The following is a 19,960-nucleotide window of genomic DNA, read 5'->3' as shown; positions in this document are numbered from 1 at the left end:
TAAATTTCACAAGGATATCAAACAAGATGATTATATATAAAAAGCTTTGCGAGATTTTCCGCAAAGCTTTTGTAATGCCGATACAAAGCTTCCGCTTCTTCTTTTGTTTGACAAGTGATGATAAAATCATCTGCGTAACGAACCATTGCCTTTGTGCATTTGACATGAATATTATAGGTAGTACCTTGTCTTTTTGTGTTACTCTTACTGTATTTAATACCGAGCTCTTTCTCCATACCATGTAAAGCGATATTAGCCAAGAGAGGTGAAATCACTCCTCCTTGAGGAGAACCCGATGTTGTAGGATGAAACACTTCATTATCTACATACCCGGATGTTAACCATCTTCTAACAACCTCTTTTGCTGGGAAGTTTTGAATTTTCTCTAAGATATGGTCATGGTTTAAATTATCGAAACATCCGGCAAAATCTCCTTCAAATACCCAAACTTTTTTACTTTTGGAGTTTAGTTTGTTAAAGATATTCGCTATGGCATCATGTGCACTACGCTTCGGACGGAATCCGTACGAAATGGATTCGAATTCTGCCTCCCACTCTGGTTCCAGAGCGTTTTTGGCGATATTTTGCCAAATTCTATCCTTAACTGTTGGAATGCCCAACGGGCGTAATTTCCCATTTTTCTTTGGAATGTGTATGCGCTTTACTGCTCTTGGACGATGTGATGAAATATTTTGGTGGCTCATTTTCTGAAACAATGCCATCCTAGACCTAGGTGTCAATATACGTTCTCCATCGATACCCGCTGTGCGCTTCCCACGGTTTATTTGTGTAACTCTTTTAATTGATAACAATAGATTCGCTTTGCTTCGAAGTATAAGGCGTTGTAATTTTCTCACTCTTCTACTTTGATTTTGGTGTTTGGCACGAAAAATTCGTTGTCGTAACTTCCTTACATACCTTTCGATTTCTTTCCACTGGATTGTAAACCAATCTGTAAGTGAAGGAATAGCCGACGCCTTGTGAGCTGTATCCATAACTAGATTCCTTCCTTTCCGCAAAAGTTTCTTTCCGCTTTTTTTCGTGTTGAAGACCTGTTGGAAGTCTGCACCCTTTCGGGTTGCATCATTAAGTTTTTTTTTTCCTTGAATGCTATTCGCACAGTTATGAGTTCCTGTTATCTTTCGACTTTGCGACTTTCGCTTTTTCCAACATCCCATACCCTCTATAACGTCATTCTGCCTTACGACATCCTTACTATACAACGTACAGATTATATAGGGCTTACCAAGTTCCACTTCTAATAGATACGATGAGGGAAGGTATCTTCTACTACTCCGGCGGATATGTAGGTTGTCCCTCAGCGGCATACAAAGTCCACTTTTCTCATCCGCAATCCCAATGTATCAACGTCTTTCATTAGGTTCATAGTAACGAAGCTTAAGAAAATTCACTGTCGTTTACCTTTCTCATCTTTCCCTAGCACGGATTGAATGTACGTTCATCGCTTCCTTATGCATCCCCTCATGCAACCAACCCTGCCATTACTAGCAACGCTGTTTCGGGTGGAAATATTCTTGACAACTAGAATAGCGTATCCCTATGGATACGCACTATTATGAAGCGACTTCTTGTCGCGCCTGTATCTCTATATTCACTTGCGTGCCATTGTCTAATGTTGCTAATAAGTCTAATATGGATAACTTATCATCTTCATAAGATTTATGAAGATGTGGATCTTCTAGTTGTAGAGATACAATAGGTACATCTAAAGATTCTTCTAGGATAGCGTTTAGAAATCCAGTTAAAATCTCTTCGTTCCGAATAACTGTTTAAAAGCGAAATCAATACGTAAATTTACTAATTTTGTGGACATGGGTTTCCTCTCCCTGTCTTTCTATTCTTCTTACTATTTTATAATGTAATTCTTTATATAAGCAAATTCATCTTTTTCAGTTTATTTATTTTTTCGTATGTATCGGTAAAGCGTAGCCTGACTAATACCTGTCATGTTTACAATTTCTTGTATGCTATATTCTTTAGAATCATATAACTTTAATGCCCTTTGAATGAAGCTATCCTTAACACGAGGACGTCCACCGACTCTCCCCCTTGCTCTTGCACTTTCAAGTCCCTCTTGAGTACGTTGAGAAATTAAGTCTCTTTCAAACTGGCTGAATGCTTGAAATACTGTTAACATCAATTTTCCTTGAGGTGTATTAGTATCAAATTGCTCTTTGATACTAATTAGCTTAACTCCCTTATTCTCAAAAAAATCAACAAGTTCAATTAAATCTTTGGTACTTCTTCCTAATCTAGAAAAGCTTTCAACAACTAATGTATCACCTGGTCTAATTTTATCTTTTAATCGAGCAAGCTCTGGACGATCACTTTTCGTACCTGTTACTTTTTCAGTTAAAATTTCAGTACAGTTATAATTTTGAAGCATGTCTAGTTGACGAATCAAATCTTGTTGTTGAGTACTTACCCTTGCGTAGCCATAAATGTATGAATTCATGAAATCACCTAACCTTTACAAGATAATTTTATCATAAAGGGTAGTTAAAGTTAATTTGATTTTGACAATAGTTTTGATAACACAGTTAAGCGATTTATAAAGATTAAATTTTGTTCATTTTACATTTATCAAAAACCATCGTTTTTGATAAATTCAAAAATTCTTTATGATAAGGATACTTTAACAGAAACTGGGCGTTTTTCTATGCTTATTATCTATTTTCTATAAATACTCATTTAAACTTAATTAGAAAACAATATAAAATTACAATTAATTAGTGTTAAAGAATCCAGAACCGTTATATGTTATAAACCCAAAAAAGGAACCCATTAAAGGATCCTCCTTTTTTATAGTGTTGATGACGTATTACCAAAAATATAGATAAAAAGATTCACAAAGCTCTTATTTATTTTTCTTTATCTTCCTTTGGATCTGAAATTTTAAAAATATTTTCGTAAGACATCCTCTTCAATTGTTCTTTCAAACTAATCTTGTTTTGCGGATTAGTAAAAACAGGACTCCCAGCTTTGTTTATTTTATTTTCATAATTAATTTTTGGCATATGGATTATTCTCTCCTTTTGGACTTCATATTCTTGTATTGTTTCGGGTTCATTTGAATTTACTCCTGCTATCAATAATATGTTTTTAGAGTTTTAGTGTATATTTTATGGTACTAGTTAAAAAGGTTTGTAGAAGTCGCTTAATTATAAGAAAGTCTATAAACCTAAAGAACAACTTTAAGAAAGAAGCAAACATGTACCTAAAGGGGTTCTGGTGCAAACATTTTTTGAAGATATAAAGAAGTGAAGGGATTCCTAACGGAATCCGCTTTTATACTGGAATACCGAATAGTTGATGAATGAGGTTCACCTGATTTTGGACAGACTTCCCCCCTTGAAAGGTTTGTCCTTTTTTCATCATATGTATGGCTTCAACACCTCTCAATATAGAAGTTGCCGTTTTAAATGACTTGAATCCCAACATAGAACGCACGCGTTTCTTAATAAAACGATGATCTTGTTCCACTATATTATTGAGATATCTAACTTGCCTTAGTTGTATGCCTTCAGGCATATGTTTCTCTTCTTTTAACTCTTGAATCGCTACAGGGTAGGCAGGGTTCTTATCTACTGTTATCACACGGGGGTTAGACACGTACGAAAAAGCCAAAGCTTTCTTGAAAAAGCGCTTGGCTGCTTGTTTATCTCTTGATTTACTTAGATAAAAATCAATGGTGTTCCCTTCGGAATCTACAGCACGATATAAATACATCCATTGACCCTTTACTTTGATATAGGTTTCATCAACTCTCCATGAGTCATTTGTTGATTTAAGATGATATCGTACTTTCTCTTCTAATTGGGGCCCATATTGATGAACCCAACGCATAATGGTTGTGTGAGCGATTGATACTCCTCGTTCTTCCATCATTTCCACCAGGTTACGAAAGCTCAAATTGTACCGCAGGTACCATCTTACTGTTAATAAGATCAGTTCAGGCTGATAATGTTTCCACTTGAATAGATTTTGCTTTTCCATACCAATCACATCCTTTTTTAAAGTACTAGTATCAGTATGTCCAAGTTTGATAGACCTTTTTCATATACTTCAAAGTTTTTGCACCAGAACTAATATTTGTTTGTATTCACTTAAAGGAATAGCACCAATGTTCATCAAGTTAATTTTACTTTTATAAATCATGTATATATGTATTATTAATAAAGAGGTGTAAAAATGGGAAAGAAGAGAATAGTATTTTTATTTTTAGGCTTTTTAATTCTTTTTGTTGTATTTTGGTATTCAAAAGGATACAGCGACAAATACATACAATGGGGTGATACAGTAAAGTCTGTTGATACAAATATACTTGAAAGAAATAATATTCCATATAAAGTTAAAAACAACAAAGTATATATCCCTGAAGATGCCTTTAACAAGGCTATAATGTGTTGTTCTTAGCTCCTCTGCACATTGTTTGGGGATGGGAGGCTTAATTGAAATAAAATTGTATATTAGAGGTAGCACCACATCCCCATCGACTTAAAAACTACCCTAAAACCAAAAAGAGTCCTAAATTAATAGGACTCTTTTTTTACTTTTCTCGAATACAAACTTTTGAATAGAAGTTTACTTTCAGTGATAGGAATAGCACAACATGCCCATCAACCTAATATTTTGGAGTACCTCCAAAAAATTCACCTTAGATACAACAAAAGAGCCTTACCTCTGTAGGTAAGGCTTCACTAGTATAGTTGTATATATTTACATAACAAATAAGAAACATAAAACATATAACACCAAGTAGAAGAAACCTAATATTCCGCCTATAGCTAGTACCTGTTTAACCCAGCTCTTGAATTTCAGATTACTGTCAATAATCGCTTGCACTCTTTCCATATTCGTTTCCTCCTATTAAGGAGAACCCTTAAAGACTCTCACCTCGCTATGGTACCATTAAAGAATGACTAATAGAGGTCTAATTTTTGTCTAAATGTATAACATTGCCCTATATGCAATATTGCATATGAAAATATATTGATATAATTATAAGTGCTTACTATAATAAAAGCATAAAGATAAATAACATCTTAGCAACAACAAAAGAGGAGGAAATACTATGGCAATCGCAATGGCAGTTTTAAAATTTGTAGGTGGAATCATTCCATTTGTACAAGAACTTTTAAAAGCAGTAATGTAAGTTCATTATCCCGCAATTATTTATAAAAATTATCATTTGTGTGAGCAAAGTTCCTTTAGCATTATGAAGGGACTTTTTTTAATTTCTACATACTTGAGGTTCCGTCACAACAACATCAAGTTAAAGCACTTTTAAAACATTAAAAAGTGCTTTTTATTTATTATAAATATGAAAGTAAACTTTTAGATAAAAGTTTACTTTCGGGTTTTGAATCATTTATAGCTAATTTTGTAATAAATTTCTCAATATAGATGCAACTTCTATTAATTTTTTATAAGTTGATGGGCATGTATGGTGACCCCATATAGATGATTTCGTTCTGTACAGTTCTGACAACTTAGTGCAGGCTATAAATCTTTACATGCTTGAAGATATGTACATATTCATTATTGAAGTTCTTAATATTAAAATGTATTATAAAAAAGCGCAACTTCTAATGCATGTAAATAGGACTATGAATTTCGAATAAATAAAATATTCCGAAGTAATATAGTTGCCGAAAAATGAGGTGGAATTAATAGAAACAGTACATATTAAATGGTATGGATCGTATAGTTTTAATGATTTTTATAATAGAGAAGAAGCTTTTAAGAAAGGAATATTTGCAATCTTTAGAGTATGTGCTGGAAAAGAAACATTTCTCTATATAGGAAAAGCCCAAGGACACTTTATACAAAAGATAAGGGAACTCCATAAGGAGTGGCTGTTTGATGCAAGCGAAATAAAGATTAGATTAGGAATAATAGAATTCCCTAATGGTGAAAGTTATTCTGAAAAGAAGATAGAAGAGGTTAAATCCCTTTTGATTTTACGGCATACCCCATCAGAAAACACCACACCTTCAGTATACTATAGAGGACGGTTTAATTTAAAAATTATAAATAAGGGAAGAAGGGGCTTAATTGTTAAAAAGCTTTCCCCAGAAGATCTAATATGGATATAAGTTGAATGGTTCTGGTGCAAATACTTAGGAAAGATATAAAGAGGCGAAAAGTTTCCTAGTGGAATCTAGTCTTAAGCAGCAATTCCAAACAACTTATGTATGAATCCAACTTCATTTTGAGCAGACTTCACCTGCGGGTGAAGTTGTCCTTTTTTCATCATATGCATGGCTTCAACGCCACTCAATATAAAAGTGGCCGTTTCATAAGACTTGAATCCTAATATTGAACTAATTAAAACGCTCATTGAATAAAACTTGAGTTTCTGAAAAATTTTCTCTCTCCCCCTTTTTCTAATATAAACTTTATTTAAATCTTTTTAGAAAATTATACCATTCAGTTTTCAGATATTATTAAATCTATAGTTAAATTAAGGTTATTTTAAGGAGTGTTGTCTAACCGAATGTCCATTTAGTTCAAATTCACGTTTAATGTGTAATTTTTATACAACAAAGAAAAAAGCACCTAATTTTATAGATACTTTATTGTATCTGATTAATTGTGTATCTAGTTGCAATTGCTATTTCTCCTAAAAGTAATATGCCAACTATTACTTCACCCGGTGTTGTCCAATTGAACATACTCTTCACCCCCTACTCTAATAATAGGGAGGAAAGATTACTGGTATTTTAAAATTCAATTATATTAATATTGATTTTAATTATATTTGTTACAAAGAAAAGAGAATCCATTTGGATTCTCTTTTCTTTGCATATTTACAACATGGAGAATATTTACATGAGACAACTCTTTCAAAACTTTATTAGGGGAAAGTTTTAAAAAATGTCTTTATAACAATACTTACATAAATTACATATATAGTAAATTGATAGATTTTATACTAATTATTCTTAATGTTTAATAAATTAAACTTTTGCCATACTAGGAGTACCCCAGCATTTCGAAAAAAACAAGCTAAGCAAATGTAGACAAGAAACAGCCAGATTTTACTCTGTTAAGAATAAGTCACCTCTTTTATATACAAAGGACGTAAGGATTGTAAATTGGTTAAATGTAATCCCTCAAAACTATATTACCCAAAGAAATTGATGTGTTCCCAATGTAGAGAGCCTAACCCTATCAAAAAAGAAGATCCCCATTCAAAAATAGAGAAAGTAAACGATCGTTTATAAAGGTATACCTTTACGGACATAACCTTGAACCTTATAAAATCAAGGTTTGTAACGTTTATAAACATGTCATAAAACATTTGTAAACGTTTATTAATCCTCAACAACCTTTATAAATTCCTTAGCGTACAATTTTCTTAAAATGATATGGTGACCCCTATAAAGAGATTAAGGTAGCTGATTCGGTTTGGCTATACAAAAAAGATGGTAGTTACAATTTACAAATTCAAAGCGCTTTAGATAGTTTGGTTACCAAATTAAAAGAAGATGGGCATAAGCTTTTAAGTGAGTATGTGAATAATTCGACCAAAATTTTAATTGACTTTGATTGCGGTCATGTCCCCCATTGGATAACACCGAACGACTACAAGAATGGGTACGGAGGTGCAAGGTGCGGTGGGACATCTTCAGTACAAGCAGAGGAAGAGTTAAAACGACTATTAGAAGGTAATGGTCACACACTTTTAAGCGAATATAAAACAGCCCAAATTCATGTATTAATTGACTTTAATTGTGAGCATGAACCGCATTGGATAAAGCCTTTTAACTATAAAACGGGGTTTCGCTGTCCTAAATGTAGTGGTAACTCTTCTGACCAAGCTAGAGAGAATTTTTATAAAGAAGTTGAAGAAGCAGGCTATACATTGTTAGATAGCTATAAAAATGCGCTTATTAAGGTTAAACTGGAATGTGATAAAGGGCATATTTTTTATACAAAACCTAATGCTTTTACTTCCGCCAAAACAAGGTGTATGACATGCTCAGGGAAAGACAAAAAACAAGCAGAAGAAGAATTAAGAAAATTGATGAAAGAAAATGGGCACGAACTGTTAAGCGAGTATATAAATACGGATACAAAAGCTCTAATAGACTTTAAATGTGGGCATGATCCACATTGGATGCAACCTTCTTCGTATAAACAAGGACAACGCTGTCCAATATGTAGGGAATCCAAAGGTGAGAGAGCAATACGGGAATATCTAGATGCTAACGGAATAGAGTATATACATCAATATAAGTTTCCAAACAACAACAAAGCGTATGATTTCTATTTACCAGTTGAAAAAACTATTGTAGAGGTACATGGACAACAACATTACGAAGAAGTAAAAATATTCCATCATCGTAGCCATAAAACATTTGAAGATGAGAAACGTAATGATTTACGCAAAGAGGTATTTGCTAAAGAAATGGGTTGCAGTTACATCGTGGTAAATTATCGTGAACACAAGCCCGAATTAGCTTTGCAAAGGTTTATAACAGCATACAACCAGTTAAAAGAGTCGAAAGTTTTTACATAATGTAATTTAAAAAGGAAAAGCTCTGTCCTGATAGGGCTTTTTTAATATTTTTCAGTATTATGTATATTTTATATCTGTTACATGATTAACTTTTATATATCGTACATTATCATATTGGTTCCTAATTCTTAATTCATTACAAATCATGTCGTAGTAATGAATATAACCCACTTCGGAATATATCTTGTTCTGTTTTTGGTATGAAATACTTACTTGCTTATTTTCAGCAAGTGCACAACAAACAATTTCATTTATAAGTTCTAATTTTTGTTCATCTAAAATAGGCATCGGTACTTCATTTTGTTTTTCATACAATTCATTTAATCCTTCAAACTGTTCTTTTATTGCTGAAAACGGGACCCATCGCATCATACCTCTATCAACCATGATCTTTATTCCTCCTTATGATTTATGTCCACCTATTTTTCCGTTTCTATCCCTTTGTGTAGCCCCTTTAATGTAGCTAATACCTCTCATGATTGAATTCTTACCATGTTTATGCCGTATACTATCCATTGTTTTTGCTAATTTCCTTTTAGTATCTTTTTGGGAAGTATCTTCGAACAATGACATTTGAATTGCATCATCCCTGGTCAAATTCTTTAGTGTAATGTGTATTTGGCGCACTGGATGACCCGAATGAAATTTTTTCAGTAAGTCTAAACAAGCGGCATAGACATCTTCCGTTAAGCAAGTTGGTTGATCCAAGGTAATTGCTCGTTTAAATCCTCCACCAATGTATTTGCTATAGCCTATAGAAAGCTCAACCGTACGACAACATTTATCTATAGATCGTAATCGAAAACAAGTCTCCTCAATTTGTTCTAGAAGGAGTAACTTTAATTTAGTTGGGCTGAAACAGTCCTCTAACAAGATTTGTCCTTTTGTAATAGAAGTACTTTTCGGAATGTATTTATTAGCGATCCGGCTCTCATCAATACCATATGAGAAGCGATTTAACTCTTCACCTTTTACTTTACCAAATCGCTTTATTAGATGTTCTTTAGGCGTTTTTGCAACATTCTTTAAGGAATATAGTCCCATACTGTGTAAAGCTTCCTGAGTCGCCGTACCAATTCCCCATACTTTTTGAAGGGGTTTGATTTCCCATAATTTCTTTGAAACATCTTCGTATGTCCATATAGCAATCCTAGAGTCTGAATGTTTACTTTCCACATCTAAAGCAACTTTGGAGAGAAATAGGTTAGGTGCAATTCCGATAGATGCAGTTATACCCGTTGTATCATATATCTCTTTTTGAATTCTTTTAGCAATTACAATTGGATCACGCCCGAAAAGATGCGCTGTTTGTTGAATGTCTAGAAAGCACTCATCTATTGAATAAACGTGTAGATCTTCAAGCGCTACATATTTTGTATAAATTTCCGTAATTTGATTTGAAATTTCAACATATCTTCTCATTGTTGCATTTACGACAATTATATTTGGATCTCTTGGTATTTCGTATAATCTGGTTGCTGTAGAAATACCTAATTTTTTAAGTTCAGGAGTCGCAGCCAACACAATAGATCCATTTCTATTCACATCCCCAACGACAGCTAATTTTACTTTCAGTGGATCTAAACCTCTCATAACACATGCACAACTCGCAAAAAATGAACAAAGGTCTATGCAAAAAATCATTCGATTCATGCATTTTGAGTAATCAAACATCATTTTACCCCCAAAAACAGAACGTTTGTTCTTATTATAAGCCTTTTGTTTTGGTTTATACAAACATTTTTTAATTAAAAATTTTGGTACGTGAAATTATTAAGGCGTGGCTTAATAACGAAGATCAACATCTCATGCTTAAGTCCTGTTTATCTCTTTACATGATAAAATGGTAAAATGGGCGACTTTTTAAAGCTATATATTGGAGGGAAAAGAATGAACTACATTGCTCACATCCGCGAAAGTGACAAGCAGGTACAAACTGTCGAAGAGCATTTGTTAGGTGTAAAAGAACTAGCTGAAACCTATGGAGAAAAAATCGGGATAAAACACTTAGCTGGTTTAGCAGGTATGCTCCATGATTTGGGTAAATACACCAATGGATTTAGAACATACATATTAGAAGCAGTAAATAACCCTGAATCTCCATCCAAAAGAGGAAGTGTTGATCATTCAACTGCAGGTGGAAAACTTTTATATCAATTCTTCCATACGGAAAATATTATTCCTTATAAAGGGATAATAGCTGAAATCGTAGGAAATGCCATTATTTCTCACCATGGGTACCTTCAAGATTTTTTAAACCCTGATTTAGAATCTGCCTATTTAAATCGAGTGCGAGATAAAGAATTGAGTGAATTTGATATGACAAAGCAATTCTTTTTTAAATATGTTATGAGCGAAATAGATTTTCATGAGTATGTTGACAAAGCCACTGTAGAACTAGACAGTTTTTTACTTAAAGAATCCCCCGAAAATGCTGAAAAACAATTAATGTTTTTAACTAAATTTATCTTTAGTACATTAATAGATGCCGATAGAACAAACACCCGACTATTTGAAGAAGAAAAAAGTATAGAATCCGTAATAAATTCTGACGAATTATTCAATAAATACTACGAAAGGCTCATGATAAAAATCAATTCATTTAAGAAACAGCAGAATGCAAATAACCCCATTAATATTCTAAGAGCAGAGATGTCAGATCAGTGTGATCAATTTGCTGAGAGGCCCTCAGGAATATATACATTATCTATTCCAACTGGTGGTGGTAAAACATTAGCAAGTTTAAGATATGCACTAAAACACGCCAAAATCCATAATAAAAAACGAATTATTTATGTTGTACCTTACACAACAATTATTGAGCAAAATGCGGAAGAAGTTCGAAAAATCTTAGAAGATGAAGCAAATATTTTAGAACATCATTCCAATATAGTTGAAGAAGTGAATGATAATGATGAAAGTGAAGACGGTATTATTAACGTACAACAAAAATTAAAACTAGCTAAAGATAATTGGGATTCGCCCATTATTTTTACAACCATGGTCCAGTTTCTAAATGTGTTTTACGCAAAAGGCAGTCGAAACACTAGAAGGCTTCATAATCTAAGTGATGCAATTATTATTTTTGATGAAGTACAAAAAGTTCCCATTTCATGCGTTTCATTATTTAATCAAGCATTGAATTTTTTAAAAATATATAGTTGTTCCAGTCTGGTTCTCTGTACTGCCACTCAACCCGCTTTGGACTTTGTAGAACAGAAGTTAGATATAAATACAGATTCTGAAATGATTAATAATCTCGATTATGTAATTGAATCATTTAAAAGAGTCGAAATCATTGATAAAGCAACTAATGAAACGTTTAATAATAATAAACTCTCAGCATTTATACAGACCAAAATTGAGGAAGTACAAAGTATCCTAATTATCTTAAATACAAAATCAGTTGTGAGAGATTTATATACACGATTACATAGTCAAGAATTAAATATTCCGATTTACCACTTAAGCACAACAATGTGTGCAGCCCATCGGCATAAAATTTTAGAAGAGATTAGGAAGCGCCTCAATGATGGAAAAAAAATCATTTGCATCAGCACACAGTTAATCGAAGCTGGTGTAGATGTGAGTTTTGAGTGTGTTATTCGATCCTTATCTGGGTTAGACTCTATAGCACAAGCTGCGGGAAGGTGTAATCGTCATGGAGAAAAGGGCATACAGGATGTTTACGTGATTGATTATGAAGAGGAAAACCTAAGTCGTTTAAAGGAGATTAAAATAGGAAAGAAAATTACGAAAAAAATTCTTACGGATTTGAAGCGTAACAACAAAAGTCACGGTGGTCATATTTTATCAAGAGAGGCTATGAAAAGATATTTTAAAGAATATTATACAGAATTTGAATCTGATCTAAAATACTTTATTCCGAAACTTAAAAGGAACATGACAGAGCTATTATCTGCGCCAAGAATAGAAAATAGCTATCGTCAAGCATATCTTCATAAACACGCCAAAAAGGAAATTCCATTATTTATTGTAAATAGCTACCGAACAGCAGCCGAACATTTCAACGTCATTGATAATCTAACCACTTCAGTTATTGTTCCATATGAAGAAGGAAAGGATATTATCGCCGAATTAAATGGCAGTAATTCCATTGAGGATCTAAGTCGATTATTACGAAAGGCACAGCAGTATACAGTTAATTTATTCAACTATGAAAAAGAACAATTAATTAAAAACGATGGACTTGTATACTATCTTGATGGAAAGATTTTAGCTTTGAAGGAAAGTGCTTATAATAATGAATATGGTTTGAATGTTCATAATGAGAGCGATTTTAAGACAGCAATATTTTAAAAACCTATCTTTGTTTGAGATAGGTTTTTAAATCATATACTATATCTTTCAGTCCACACTAATAATAGCGAAGATTTATTATAATATCTCTAATAGAATTCATAATTTTAGTATAATATATTATTTAAAATTATTGATATCGTTACATAGGAAAGGTATCATTAATTTATTAGAAAAATATAGAAAATACAAAGGGGAGAGAGAATCTTTGAGAAATTCTATTGAATTTGAAGTATTTGGTGATTACGCTCTTTTCACAGATCCCTTAATGAAATTGGGCGGGGAAAAGTTAACTTATCAAGTACCGACTTATCAAGCTATTAAAGGGATTGTGGAATCAATCTACTGGAAGCCAACTCTCCTAATGATTGTAGACAAAATAAGAATTATGAATGCGATTAAAATGGAATCAAAAGGTATTCGTCCAATTGAGTATGGTGGTGGAAATACACTCGCAAATTACACATATTTAAAGAATGTACGATATCAAGTCCAGGCTCATTTTATCTTTAATCCTCATCGACCAGATTTAGCTTTTGACCGTAACGAATTTAAGCATCATAACATCCTAAAGCGTTCACTTAAAGTTGGAGGACGGAGAGACATTTTTTTAGGAACGAGAGAATGTCAAGGATATGTGGAGCCTTGTGTTTTTGGTGAAGGAAAAGGCTTTTATGATAATTATGGTGGAGATATTCATTTAGGCACAATGGTTCATGGGCTCAATTATCCAGATGAAACAGGTAGAAATGAACTGGAAGTTCGATTATGGAATCCTGTAATAAAAGATGGAATCATTCAATTCATTCGACCGGAAGAATGTACACAAGTTCGTAAAATATCAAAGATGGAGCCAAAGGTTTTTGACCGTTCAAACGTTGAATCAGTTGAGGAGCTTATAAAACAATTAGAAGTAGGCGGTGAATAAATGAGTTGGCTATTAAATTTGTACGAGACGTATCAATCTAACATAGATCGAGTCGGTAAAATTGAAAAAAAATATAATGGGCAAGAATATACATTACTACCTATTTCTCATACCACTCAAACAGCTCATATCGAAGTTTCAATTACAGAAGATGGTGAATTTCACACCGCAGAAATTATTGATAAAATTGATGCCAATACATTAATTCCATGTACTGAAGACTCCGCAAACAGAGCCGGTTCAAAAGTAGCTCCTTATCCATTACATGATAAATTGAGTTATGTGGCAGGTGACTTTGTTACCTATGGGGGGAAAATCAAAAAAGAAGAACCTTTCTCAGCCTACATAAGACAATTAAAAAAATGGGCAGAATCTCCCTACGCTACAGATAAAGTAAAAAGTATCTATAATTATTTAAGCAAGAGACAGTTAATAAAAGATTTAGTCGAACAAAAAGTTTTGTATGTTGATGCAAATGGACAATTGATTGAAGCATGGGATGAAGAGGCTGAGGCATTCTTGGGTGAAAAACCCCCCATTTTTTCAACGGTTACAGGTAAGCAAGAAAGTGCTTTTATTAGGTTTAATGTGTATTCTCCGAATGAGATGCTGACAAACGTCTGGAAAGATCCCTTAATGTACGATTCTTTTATCAAATTTTATAATGATTTTTTGGGTAAAGATGATTATTGCTATGTGACAGGAAAAATAATGCCAAGTACAGACAAACATGCCAATAAAATCAGAAATGCAGGGGACAAGGCAAAATTGATTTCTGCAAATGATACAAGTGGATTTACATTTAGAGGTAGATTTCACAAGGCTAATGATGTCGCTAATATCAGTTACCATGTATCTCAAAAAGCGCATAATGCATTGAAATGGCTTATTAACAAGCAAGGAAAAATCGTTGATCAACGTGTATTTCTTGTCTGGGGCAATGATGCGGAAGATATTCCAGATCTTGTAGAAGACAGTTACAACATTTTTTCAATGGATGTAAGAGTAACGAAAAAGCGAGAAATTATGTCTTATACACATGAGCAATTTGCCAATGAAGTTGCTAAGGCGATTGATGGCTATAAAAATAATTTATCGTCCAGTGGCAATGTAAATATTCTCTTGCTTGATTCAGCGACGACAGGTAGATTAGCAGTTCTCTACTACCGTAATATAGATAAAAATCTTTATTTAGACAGATTAAAGAACTGGCATTCTACTTGTGTATGGGAACATCGCTATCGTAAAAATACAGATAATGAATTTGTAACATTTTATGGCGCACCATCAACGAAAGATATTGCATTTGCTGCTTATGGGCCAAAAGTAAACGAGAAAGTAGTTAAAGGTTTGATGGAGCGTATACTACCTTGTATTATAGACGAGAAAAAAATTCCATTCGACATCGTCAGAAGTGCCTTGCAGCGTGCATCAAACCCTCTATCAATGGAAAAATGGGAATGGGAAAAAACACTAAGCATTACATGTGCATTAATCAATACAATGGAGGGATATCAATTGGTACTAGATAAGGAAAATAATGATCGTGATTATCTATTCGGTCGTCTTCTTGCAATTGCGGATGTTTTGGAAAGAAATTCTTTAAATACAGGTGATCAACGTGCTACAAATGCTAGAAGATATATGAATTCCTTTTCTCAACATCCGGAAAGAACATGGAGGACAATTCAAGGGGCTCTACAACCATATCAAGCACGTTTAGGGGAGAAAGTTTGGTATTATAACAAATTAATTGATGAGGTTGGCTCAAAAATAAAAATCGAAGATTTCAATAATAAACCACTGTCTGGAAAATACTTGTTAGGCTTTTATAGTCAACGGCATGAATTGTATCAAAAAAAAGAAAAGAATGTTTCACTAAATGATGCAGTAAATAATGGAGAGGAGAATTGAAAATGAAAACTTTAGATCACAAAGTCGATTTTGCAGTTGTTCTATCAGTTACAAAGGCTAATCCAAATGGAGATCCTTTGAACGGGAATCGCCCAAGGCAAAATTATGATGGACATGGTGAAATCTCTGATGTAGCCATTAAAAGAAAGATTAGAAATCGTCTTCAGGATATGGAAGAATCAATTTTTGTTCAATCGAATGATAAGAAGGTAGACCATTTTAATAGTTTAAGGGAAAGAGCAGAAACAAATGTAGATTTAGTCAAAGCGTTAAAATCAAAAGAAAATCCTCATGAACAATTTGCTGCAATCGCATGTCAGGAGTGGATTGATGTAAGGAGCTTTGGACAAGTTTTTGCATTTAAAGGGGGAGCTGGAAAAGGTGTCTCTGTTGGAGTAAGAGGACCTGTTTCAATTCATACGGCAACTAGTGTTGATCGGATTGACATTACTAGTATGCAGATTACGAAAAGTGTAAATTCTGAGCCTGGGAAAGATAAAGGTTCAGATACGATGGGGATGAAGCATCGTGTTGATTTTGGAGTCTATGTTTTTTATGGCAGTATTAATACACAATTAGCAGAAAAGACAGGTTTTACTAACGAGGATGCGGAAAAAATTAAAAATGCACTGGTTACATTGTTTGAAAATGATGCGTCAGCAGCACGTCCTGAAGGAAGTATAGAAGTACATAAAGTTTGTTGGTGGGAGCATAATTCAAAACTTGGTCAGTACTCTTCTGCAAAAGTACACCGTTTACTGGATATTAAGCGGAACATTGACGAACCAAAAACAATTGATGACTATACCATCTTAGTACATGAATTAGATGGCTTAAAAGTTGCGATTATTGATGGGCTATAATGAAGAAAATAGTTATCTAATGTTATCTGGTATTCAACACTTTCAATTTTGCACGCCTCAATGGGCGTCGCACCTCTTATTGGTGCGGGGATTGAAATATCCGATCGTTGTCGATGAAGCCCCAACATTTAGTCGCACCTCTTGTGGGTGCGGGGATTGAAATATTTGTGTTCCAATACCATTTTTCATTAACGTAAGTCGTACCTCTTATAGGTGCGGGGATTGAAATCATGTAGGTAAAGGCTGTACAGGATTACCGCTCTCGTCGCACCTCTTATTGGTGCGGGGATTGAAATGCTAAAGCTGATTCTGCTGTTTCTTGGGATGCGAGTCGCACCTCTTATAGGTGCGTGGATTGAAATAACATCACTTTTGAAATTGTACTGCTGTACTTTTGTCGCACCTCTTATAGGTGCGTGGATTGAAATTGTTAGTACCAACTCAACATCTTGGGCCAAAACAAGTCGCACCTCTTGTAGGTACGTGGATTGAAATATAACAACAGAGGACGCAAAAGACACCGGCAATACGTCGCACCTCTTGTAGGTGCGTGGATTGAAATATAATACTTATGCGCTAATTGTTCTTGATATTCCTGTCGCACCTCTTGTTGGTGCGTGGATTGAAATGCACAGCAAGGCACAACTAGTTGGTAATGTAGTAGTCGCACCTCTTATAGGTGCGGGGATTGAAATAGATAACGCTCCATACGTTTTTTGAACACTAGAGATCGCACCTCTTGTTGGTGCGTGAATTGAAACCTATTTGAGATACCTACTGCTTGATATATAACATTTCATATTTCGACTCTTATCCTTCTCCTGCTCATCTTTCTAATTTTCTCGACGTTTATTCAAATAAAAATAAAAAAGCTGAATCCCTTCTCACAGAAGAGGTTTCAGCTTTTAATTTTTTAATCATATCCTTTGCAACAAGATGCAATTATATTTCAGCGTATCCGCATCTTGTAGCTATTACTATGAATGCTAGATTCCTCAAAATTATTCCATATTTTTTGATTTTCTCTATATTATTCTATGCCTTGTTTTAAAACATAATTCCATATTTATGAACAAAGGTTTAGTTTTATGGAATATTGTACAAGCGGTTCTGGTGCAAAAATGATTACGTAGATAATCCAACATGAATGTTATATTCTCATGAGAATGAGTTGTTCGGAAATCAATATAAAAATCCGTATTTTTATACTTTGTAAAGATTGAATGTTCGTAATTACTCTCATATTTTTGTGTATATTTTGACAGCATTCGAGGTTTGCACCAGAACCTTCTTTTCGCCATGAATGATTTTGCTGAAGAAATGAAGGCAGCCATTGAAGAGAAGGTTGATTTCATCATATCAGGTGCTGGAATTTCAAGAGATATGTATACTTGGGGCAAAGGGTCCGACATACCCGTTATTTCGATTGTGTCTTCAGCGAAGCTTGCTAAATTATCTGAACGTCTTGGTGCAGCTGCAGTTGTTGTAGAAGGTCATGAAGCCGGGGGACACCTTGGTACCGAAAGACCTTTATTCGATATATTGCCTGAAGTAGTTGCAGCGGTTAAGATTCCCGTAATTGCTGCTGGAGGAATTATGACCGGAGAAGATCTCGCTCGTGCCTTAAGTATGGGGGCTTCTGGAGTACAGATGGGGACGAGGTTCGTTGCAAGTGATGAGTGTGACGCACCTTTATCATTTAAAGAAAAATATGTACATGCTCGGCTGGAAGATACTATGCTGGTCAAAACAACTGTAGGTCTCCACGGTCGTGCGATTAGGACTAACTTCACTGAACTGATAGCTGATGATAAAAAGGTGAAAATAAAGAAGTGCATTAATTGCCTAAAAAATTGCTCTTATCGTTTTTGTACGCTAGATTCTTTGATAACATCAATGGAAGGTGATTGTGAGAATGGTCTTGTTTTTGCCGGTGCAAGAGTGCATGAAATCAAAGAAATCCTGCCAGTCAAAACGATCATCAACAATATCATGACAGAATATAAAGCCTATATTTAAGCTAGAATGCAGTGACCCCTGTCGAGTAGACAGTATTTAAAAAGCGCAACTAAGCAACCTGAGTTCTATATTTATATGGACTCAGGTTATTTAATTTCTTTTGAAATCTTTGATGATTATAAAAAAATATATATTTGCGTACGGCAAGTTTAACCTCATTCGCTTTACGGAAAGAGGTTAAATGAAAACACTCCGCTTTAAAATGGCTGAAGAAGTTTTCCATACAAGCATTATCCCAACAGTTTCCCTTTCGAGACATACTTGCCTTCATCTGATATTTTTTTAGTAATTGATTATATTGACGAGATGTATACTGGGACCCTTGATCACTATGTAAAAGGATTCCTTTCACATTTCGTTTTTTCTTTGCCTTTTTAAGGGTATCTAACACAAGTTTTAAGTCGTTTCTACGACTGGTTTCATAGGCAACAATTTCATTGTTGTACAAATCCTTAATAGCTGATAAGTACAAGCGTTGTCCATTGAAAATCAAATAGGTTATATCCGTTACCCATTTCTCATTCGGTTTTGAAGCTTGAAAGTCCCTATTTAGATCGTTATCTGAAATCACATATGCCTCTTTTTTTCCGTAATAAGGTCATTTTTTCCTAATTACGGCTTTGATGCCTAGTTCATTCATCAATCTTTGTATGCGCTTATGATTAAAATGAAGGTTATATGTGACTTTCAGCCACACTTGCACTCTCCTATATTCATAAATTCCTCTTAGTTTTTTATGACACTCCAATATCTTTTTCTTGATTTTGGCGTCCTCCAGTTGTTTTTCAGAAGACACTAAGTGCCGCTTTATCCACTTGTAATACCCACTTCTAGTTACACCAGCAATGGCACATAATAGGGGAACCGTATACCCTTTTTCTAACATCTCAAGTATAACTTCAAACTTTCTCGTTTTGGATATAGCTTGCATGCCTCCTTTTACATCCCTAAGAGCTTTTTTAACATTTCATTCTCGGCTTCTAATCGTCTAATCTTAGCTTCTGGATCTTCTGGTGTTGTTCTTGGTCTACCTAGACCTGGCCCTTTCGCTTTCCCACGTTTTTCTTCTAGACCCTTGATACCTTCAGCTTCAAAGTGCTTCACCCAACGGCTTACAACCGAGTGATGAATACCTAATTCTTTCGCAACGGTTTTATAGCTCATTCCTTCTTTTAAGTGTAAATCTACAGCTTTTTCTTAAATTCTACATTGTAAGTTACTCTAATTTTTCCTATAGAAAAATCACCTCCATAGTAAACAGATTAATGCGCTTTCTTTTTTCTGTCTACTATAGGGGGATCATATCAGGCTGCAAAGCGCTTTTTCAAGAAAGATTTGCGGTCTTTTCATGTTTCAAAGCCACGTGTG

The 19,960-nt window shown here is 34.2% G+C and carries 16 protein-coding genes and 6 pseudogenes; 10 read left to right on the top strand and 12 right to left on the bottom strand.

The window, feature by feature from the left end:
- Positions 1-17 precede the first annotated feature (17 nt).
- From NSS97_RS29410 to NSS97_RS29390, 5 genes and pseudogenes are all read right to left on the bottom strand, one after another.
- Positions 18-995, bottom strand: a complete 978-nt coding sequence (locus NSS97_RS29410; protein WP_341115130.1) for a reverse transcriptase domain-containing protein — start codon at positions 993-995, stop codon at positions 18-20.
- Positions 996-1,592: 597 nt separating this feature from the next.
- Positions 1,593-1,834: pseudogene (locus tag NSS97_RS29405) on the bottom strand (Rpn family recombination-promoting nuclease/putative transposase); the annotation flags it as partial.
- 84 nt (positions 1,835-1,918) lie between these two features.
- Positions 1,919-2,476 (bottom strand): annotated as a pseudogene (locus tag NSS97_RS29400) (recombinase family protein); the annotation flags it as partial.
- Positions 2,477-2,882: 406 nt separating this feature from the next.
- Complete coding sequence (locus NSS97_RS29395; protein ID WP_175491571.1) at positions 2,883-3,038, bottom strand: hypothetical protein; 156 nt, start codon at positions 3,036-3,038, stop codon at positions 2,883-2,885.
- Between the two features lie 271 nt (positions 3,039-3,309).
- On the bottom strand, positions 3,310-4,017 hold the full coding sequence (locus NSS97_RS29390; protein ID WP_341115127.1) for an IS6 family transposase: 708 nt from the start codon (positions 4,015-4,017) through the stop codon (positions 3,310-3,312).
- Positions 4,018-4,212: 195 nt separating this feature from the next.
- Here NSS97_RS29390 and NSS97_RS29385 point away from each other — a divergent pair, with 195 nt between their 5' ends.
- Positions 4,213-4,437, top strand: a complete 225-nt coding sequence (locus NSS97_RS29385; protein ID WP_078177553.1) for a hypothetical protein — start codon at positions 4,213-4,215, stop codon at positions 4,435-4,437.
- Positions 4,438-4,740: 303 nt separating this feature from the next.
- Here the strand turns inward: NSS97_RS29385 and NSS97_RS29380 are convergent, their stop codons facing one another.
- On the bottom strand, positions 4,741-4,875 hold the full coding sequence (locus NSS97_RS29380) for a hypothetical protein (RefSeq protein WP_002192042.1): 135 nt from the start codon (positions 4,873-4,875) through the stop codon (positions 4,741-4,743).
- Between the two features lie 809 nt (positions 4,876-5,684).
- Between NSS97_RS29380 and NSS97_RS29375 the strand changes: the two genes are divergently transcribed.
- A complete protein-coding gene (locus NSS97_RS29375; RefSeq protein ID WP_199675895.1) occupies positions 5,685-6,119 on the top strand; it encodes a sodium:proton symporter in 435 nt (144 codons plus the stop codon).
- A 71-nt stretch (positions 6,120-6,190) separates the two neighbouring features.
- On the opposite strand, the pseudogene NSS97_RS29370 reads toward NSS97_RS29375, so the two are convergent.
- A pseudogene (locus tag NSS97_RS29370) lies at positions 6,191-6,352 on the bottom strand (IS6 family transposase); the annotation flags it as partial.
- Positions 6,353-7,492: 1,140 nt separating this feature from the next.
- On the opposite strand from NSS97_RS29370, the gene NSS97_RS29365 reads away from it, so the two are divergent.
- A complete protein-coding gene (locus NSS97_RS29365) occupies positions 7,493-8,548 on the top strand; it encodes a hypothetical protein (protein WP_341115124.1) in 1,056 nt (351 codons plus the stop codon).
- A gap of 57 nt (positions 8,549-8,605) precedes the next feature.
- Here NSS97_RS29365 and NSS97_RS29360 read toward each other — a convergent pair whose 3' ends face one another.
- Positions 8,606-8,935, bottom strand: a complete 330-nt coding sequence (locus NSS97_RS29360) for a YolD-like family protein (RefSeq protein ID WP_341115122.1) — start codon at positions 8,933-8,935, stop codon at positions 8,606-8,608.
- A gap of 15 nt (positions 8,936-8,950) precedes the next feature.
- Positions 8,951-10,222: a Y-family DNA polymerase gene (locus NSS97_RS29355; RefSeq protein WP_341115120.1), complete on the bottom strand. Its 1,272-nt coding sequence runs from the start codon at positions 10,220-10,222 to the stop codon at positions 8,951-8,953.
- Positions 10,223-10,438: 216 nt separating this feature from the next.
- Between NSS97_RS29355 and cas3 the strand changes: the two genes are divergently transcribed.
- The 7 genes and pseudogenes from cas3 to NSS97_RS29325 form a co-directional block, all read left to right on the top strand.
- Entirely contained in the window at positions 10,439-12,868 is a 2,430-nt protein-coding gene (cas3, locus tag NSS97_RS29350; RefSeq protein ID WP_341115117.1) for a CRISPR-associated helicase Cas3', read from the top strand.
- A 208-nt stretch (positions 12,869-13,076) separates the two neighbouring features.
- A complete protein-coding gene (cas5c, locus tag NSS97_RS29345) occupies positions 13,077-13,796 on the top strand; it encodes a type I-C CRISPR-associated protein Cas5c (protein ID WP_341115115.1) in 720 nt (239 codons plus the stop codon).
- A complete protein-coding gene (gene cas8c, locus NSS97_RS29340) occupies positions 13,797-15,710 on the top strand; it encodes a type I-C CRISPR-associated protein Cas8c/Csd1 (RefSeq protein WP_341115114.1) in 1,914 nt (637 codons plus the stop codon).
- A gap of 2 nt (positions 15,711-15,712) precedes the next feature.
- Positions 15,713-16,573 carry a type I-C CRISPR-associated protein Cas7/Csd2 gene (gene cas7c / locus NSS97_RS29335; RefSeq protein ID WP_341115112.1) on the top strand — a complete coding sequence of 287 codons (861 nt, stop codon included), beginning with the start codon at positions 15,713-15,715 and terminating at the stop codon, positions 16,571-16,573.
- Positions 16,563-16,640 (top strand): annotated as a pseudogene (locus NSS97_RS30570) (CRISPR-associated protein Cas4); the annotation flags it as partial. The gene cas7c and the pseudogene NSS97_RS30570, both read left to right, overlap by 11 nt.
- A gap of 488 nt (positions 16,641-17,128) precedes the next feature.
- Complete coding sequence (locus NSS97_RS29330; protein WP_341115111.1) at positions 17,129-17,293, top strand: hypothetical protein; 165 nt, start codon at positions 17,129-17,131, stop codon at positions 17,291-17,293.
- A gap of 564 nt (positions 17,294-17,857) precedes the next feature.
- Positions 17,858-18,592, top strand: a pseudogene (locus NSS97_RS29325) (NAD(P)H-dependent flavin oxidoreductase); the annotation flags it as partial.
- Positions 18,593-18,641: 49 nt separating this feature from the next.
- Here NSS97_RS29325 and NSS97_RS29320 read toward each other — a convergent pair.
- The 3 genes and pseudogenes from NSS97_RS29320 to NSS97_RS29315 all read right to left on the bottom strand — a co-directional run bounded on the left by NSS97_RS29320 (position 18,642) and on the right by NSS97_RS29315 (position 19,827).
- Positions 18,642-19,163: an IS3 family transposase gene (locus NSS97_RS29320; protein WP_341115109.1), complete on the bottom strand. Its 522-nt coding sequence runs from the start codon at positions 19,161-19,163 to the stop codon at positions 18,642-18,644.
- Between the two features lie 27 nt (positions 19,164-19,190).
- Complete coding sequence (locus NSS97_RS30565; RefSeq protein ID WP_445285999.1) at positions 19,191-19,478, bottom strand: IS3 family transposase; 288 nt, start codon at positions 19,476-19,478, stop codon at positions 19,191-19,193.
- A 53-nt stretch (positions 19,479-19,531) separates the two neighbouring features.
- Positions 19,532-19,827: pseudogene (locus NSS97_RS29315) on the bottom strand (transposase).
- Positions 19,828-19,960 lie beyond the last annotated feature (133 nt).

It is taken from the genome of Bacillus sp. FSL R12-0074, assembly GCF_038005725.1.
GTDB lineage: Bacteria > Bacillota > Bacilli > Bacillales > Bacillaceae_G > Bacillus_A > Bacillus_A mycoides.
This window is presented reverse-complemented; position numbering and strand designations above follow the sequence as displayed.

Coding starts and splice junctions, on each gene's coding strand:
- NSS97_RS29390 (WP_341115127.1), bottom strand. CDS start 4,017: ATGGAAAAGCAAAATCTATTCAAGTGGAAACATTATCAGCCTGAACTG.
- NSS97_RS29385 (WP_078177553.1), top strand. CDS start 4,213: ATGGGAAAGAAGAGAATAGTATTTTTATTTTTAGGCTTTTTAATTCTT.
- NSS97_RS29355 (WP_341115120.1), bottom strand. CDS start 10,222: ATGTTTGATTACTCAAAATGCATGAATCGAATGATTTTTTGCATAGAC.
- cas3 (WP_341115117.1), top strand. CDS start 10,439: ATGAACTACATTGCTCACATCCGCGAAAGTGACAAGCAGGTACAAACT.
- NSS97_RS29360 (WP_341115122.1), bottom strand. CDS start 8,935: ATGGTTGATAGAGGTATGATGCGATGGGTCCCGTTTTCAGCAATAAAA.
- NSS97_RS29380 (WP_002192042.1), bottom strand. CDS start 4,875: ATGGAAAGAGTGCAAGCGATTATTGACAGTAATCTGAAATTCAAGAGC.
- cas8c (WP_341115114.1), top strand. CDS start 13,797: ATGAGTTGGCTATTAAATTTGTACGAGACGTATCAATCTAACATAGAT.
- NSS97_RS29395 (WP_175491571.1), bottom strand. CDS start 3,038: ATGCCAAAAATTAATTATGAAAATAAAATAAACAAAGCTGGGAGTCCT.
- NSS97_RS30565 (WP_445285999.1), bottom strand. CDS start 19,478: ATGTTAGAAAAAGGGTATACGGTTCCCCTATTATGTGCCATTGCTGGT.
- cas7c (WP_341115112.1), top strand. CDS start 15,713: ATGAAAACTTTAGATCACAAAGTCGATTTTGCAGTTGTTCTATCAGTT.
- NSS97_RS29410 (WP_341115130.1), bottom strand. CDS start 995: ATGGATACAGCTCACAAGGCGTCGGCTATTCCTTCACTTACAGATTGG.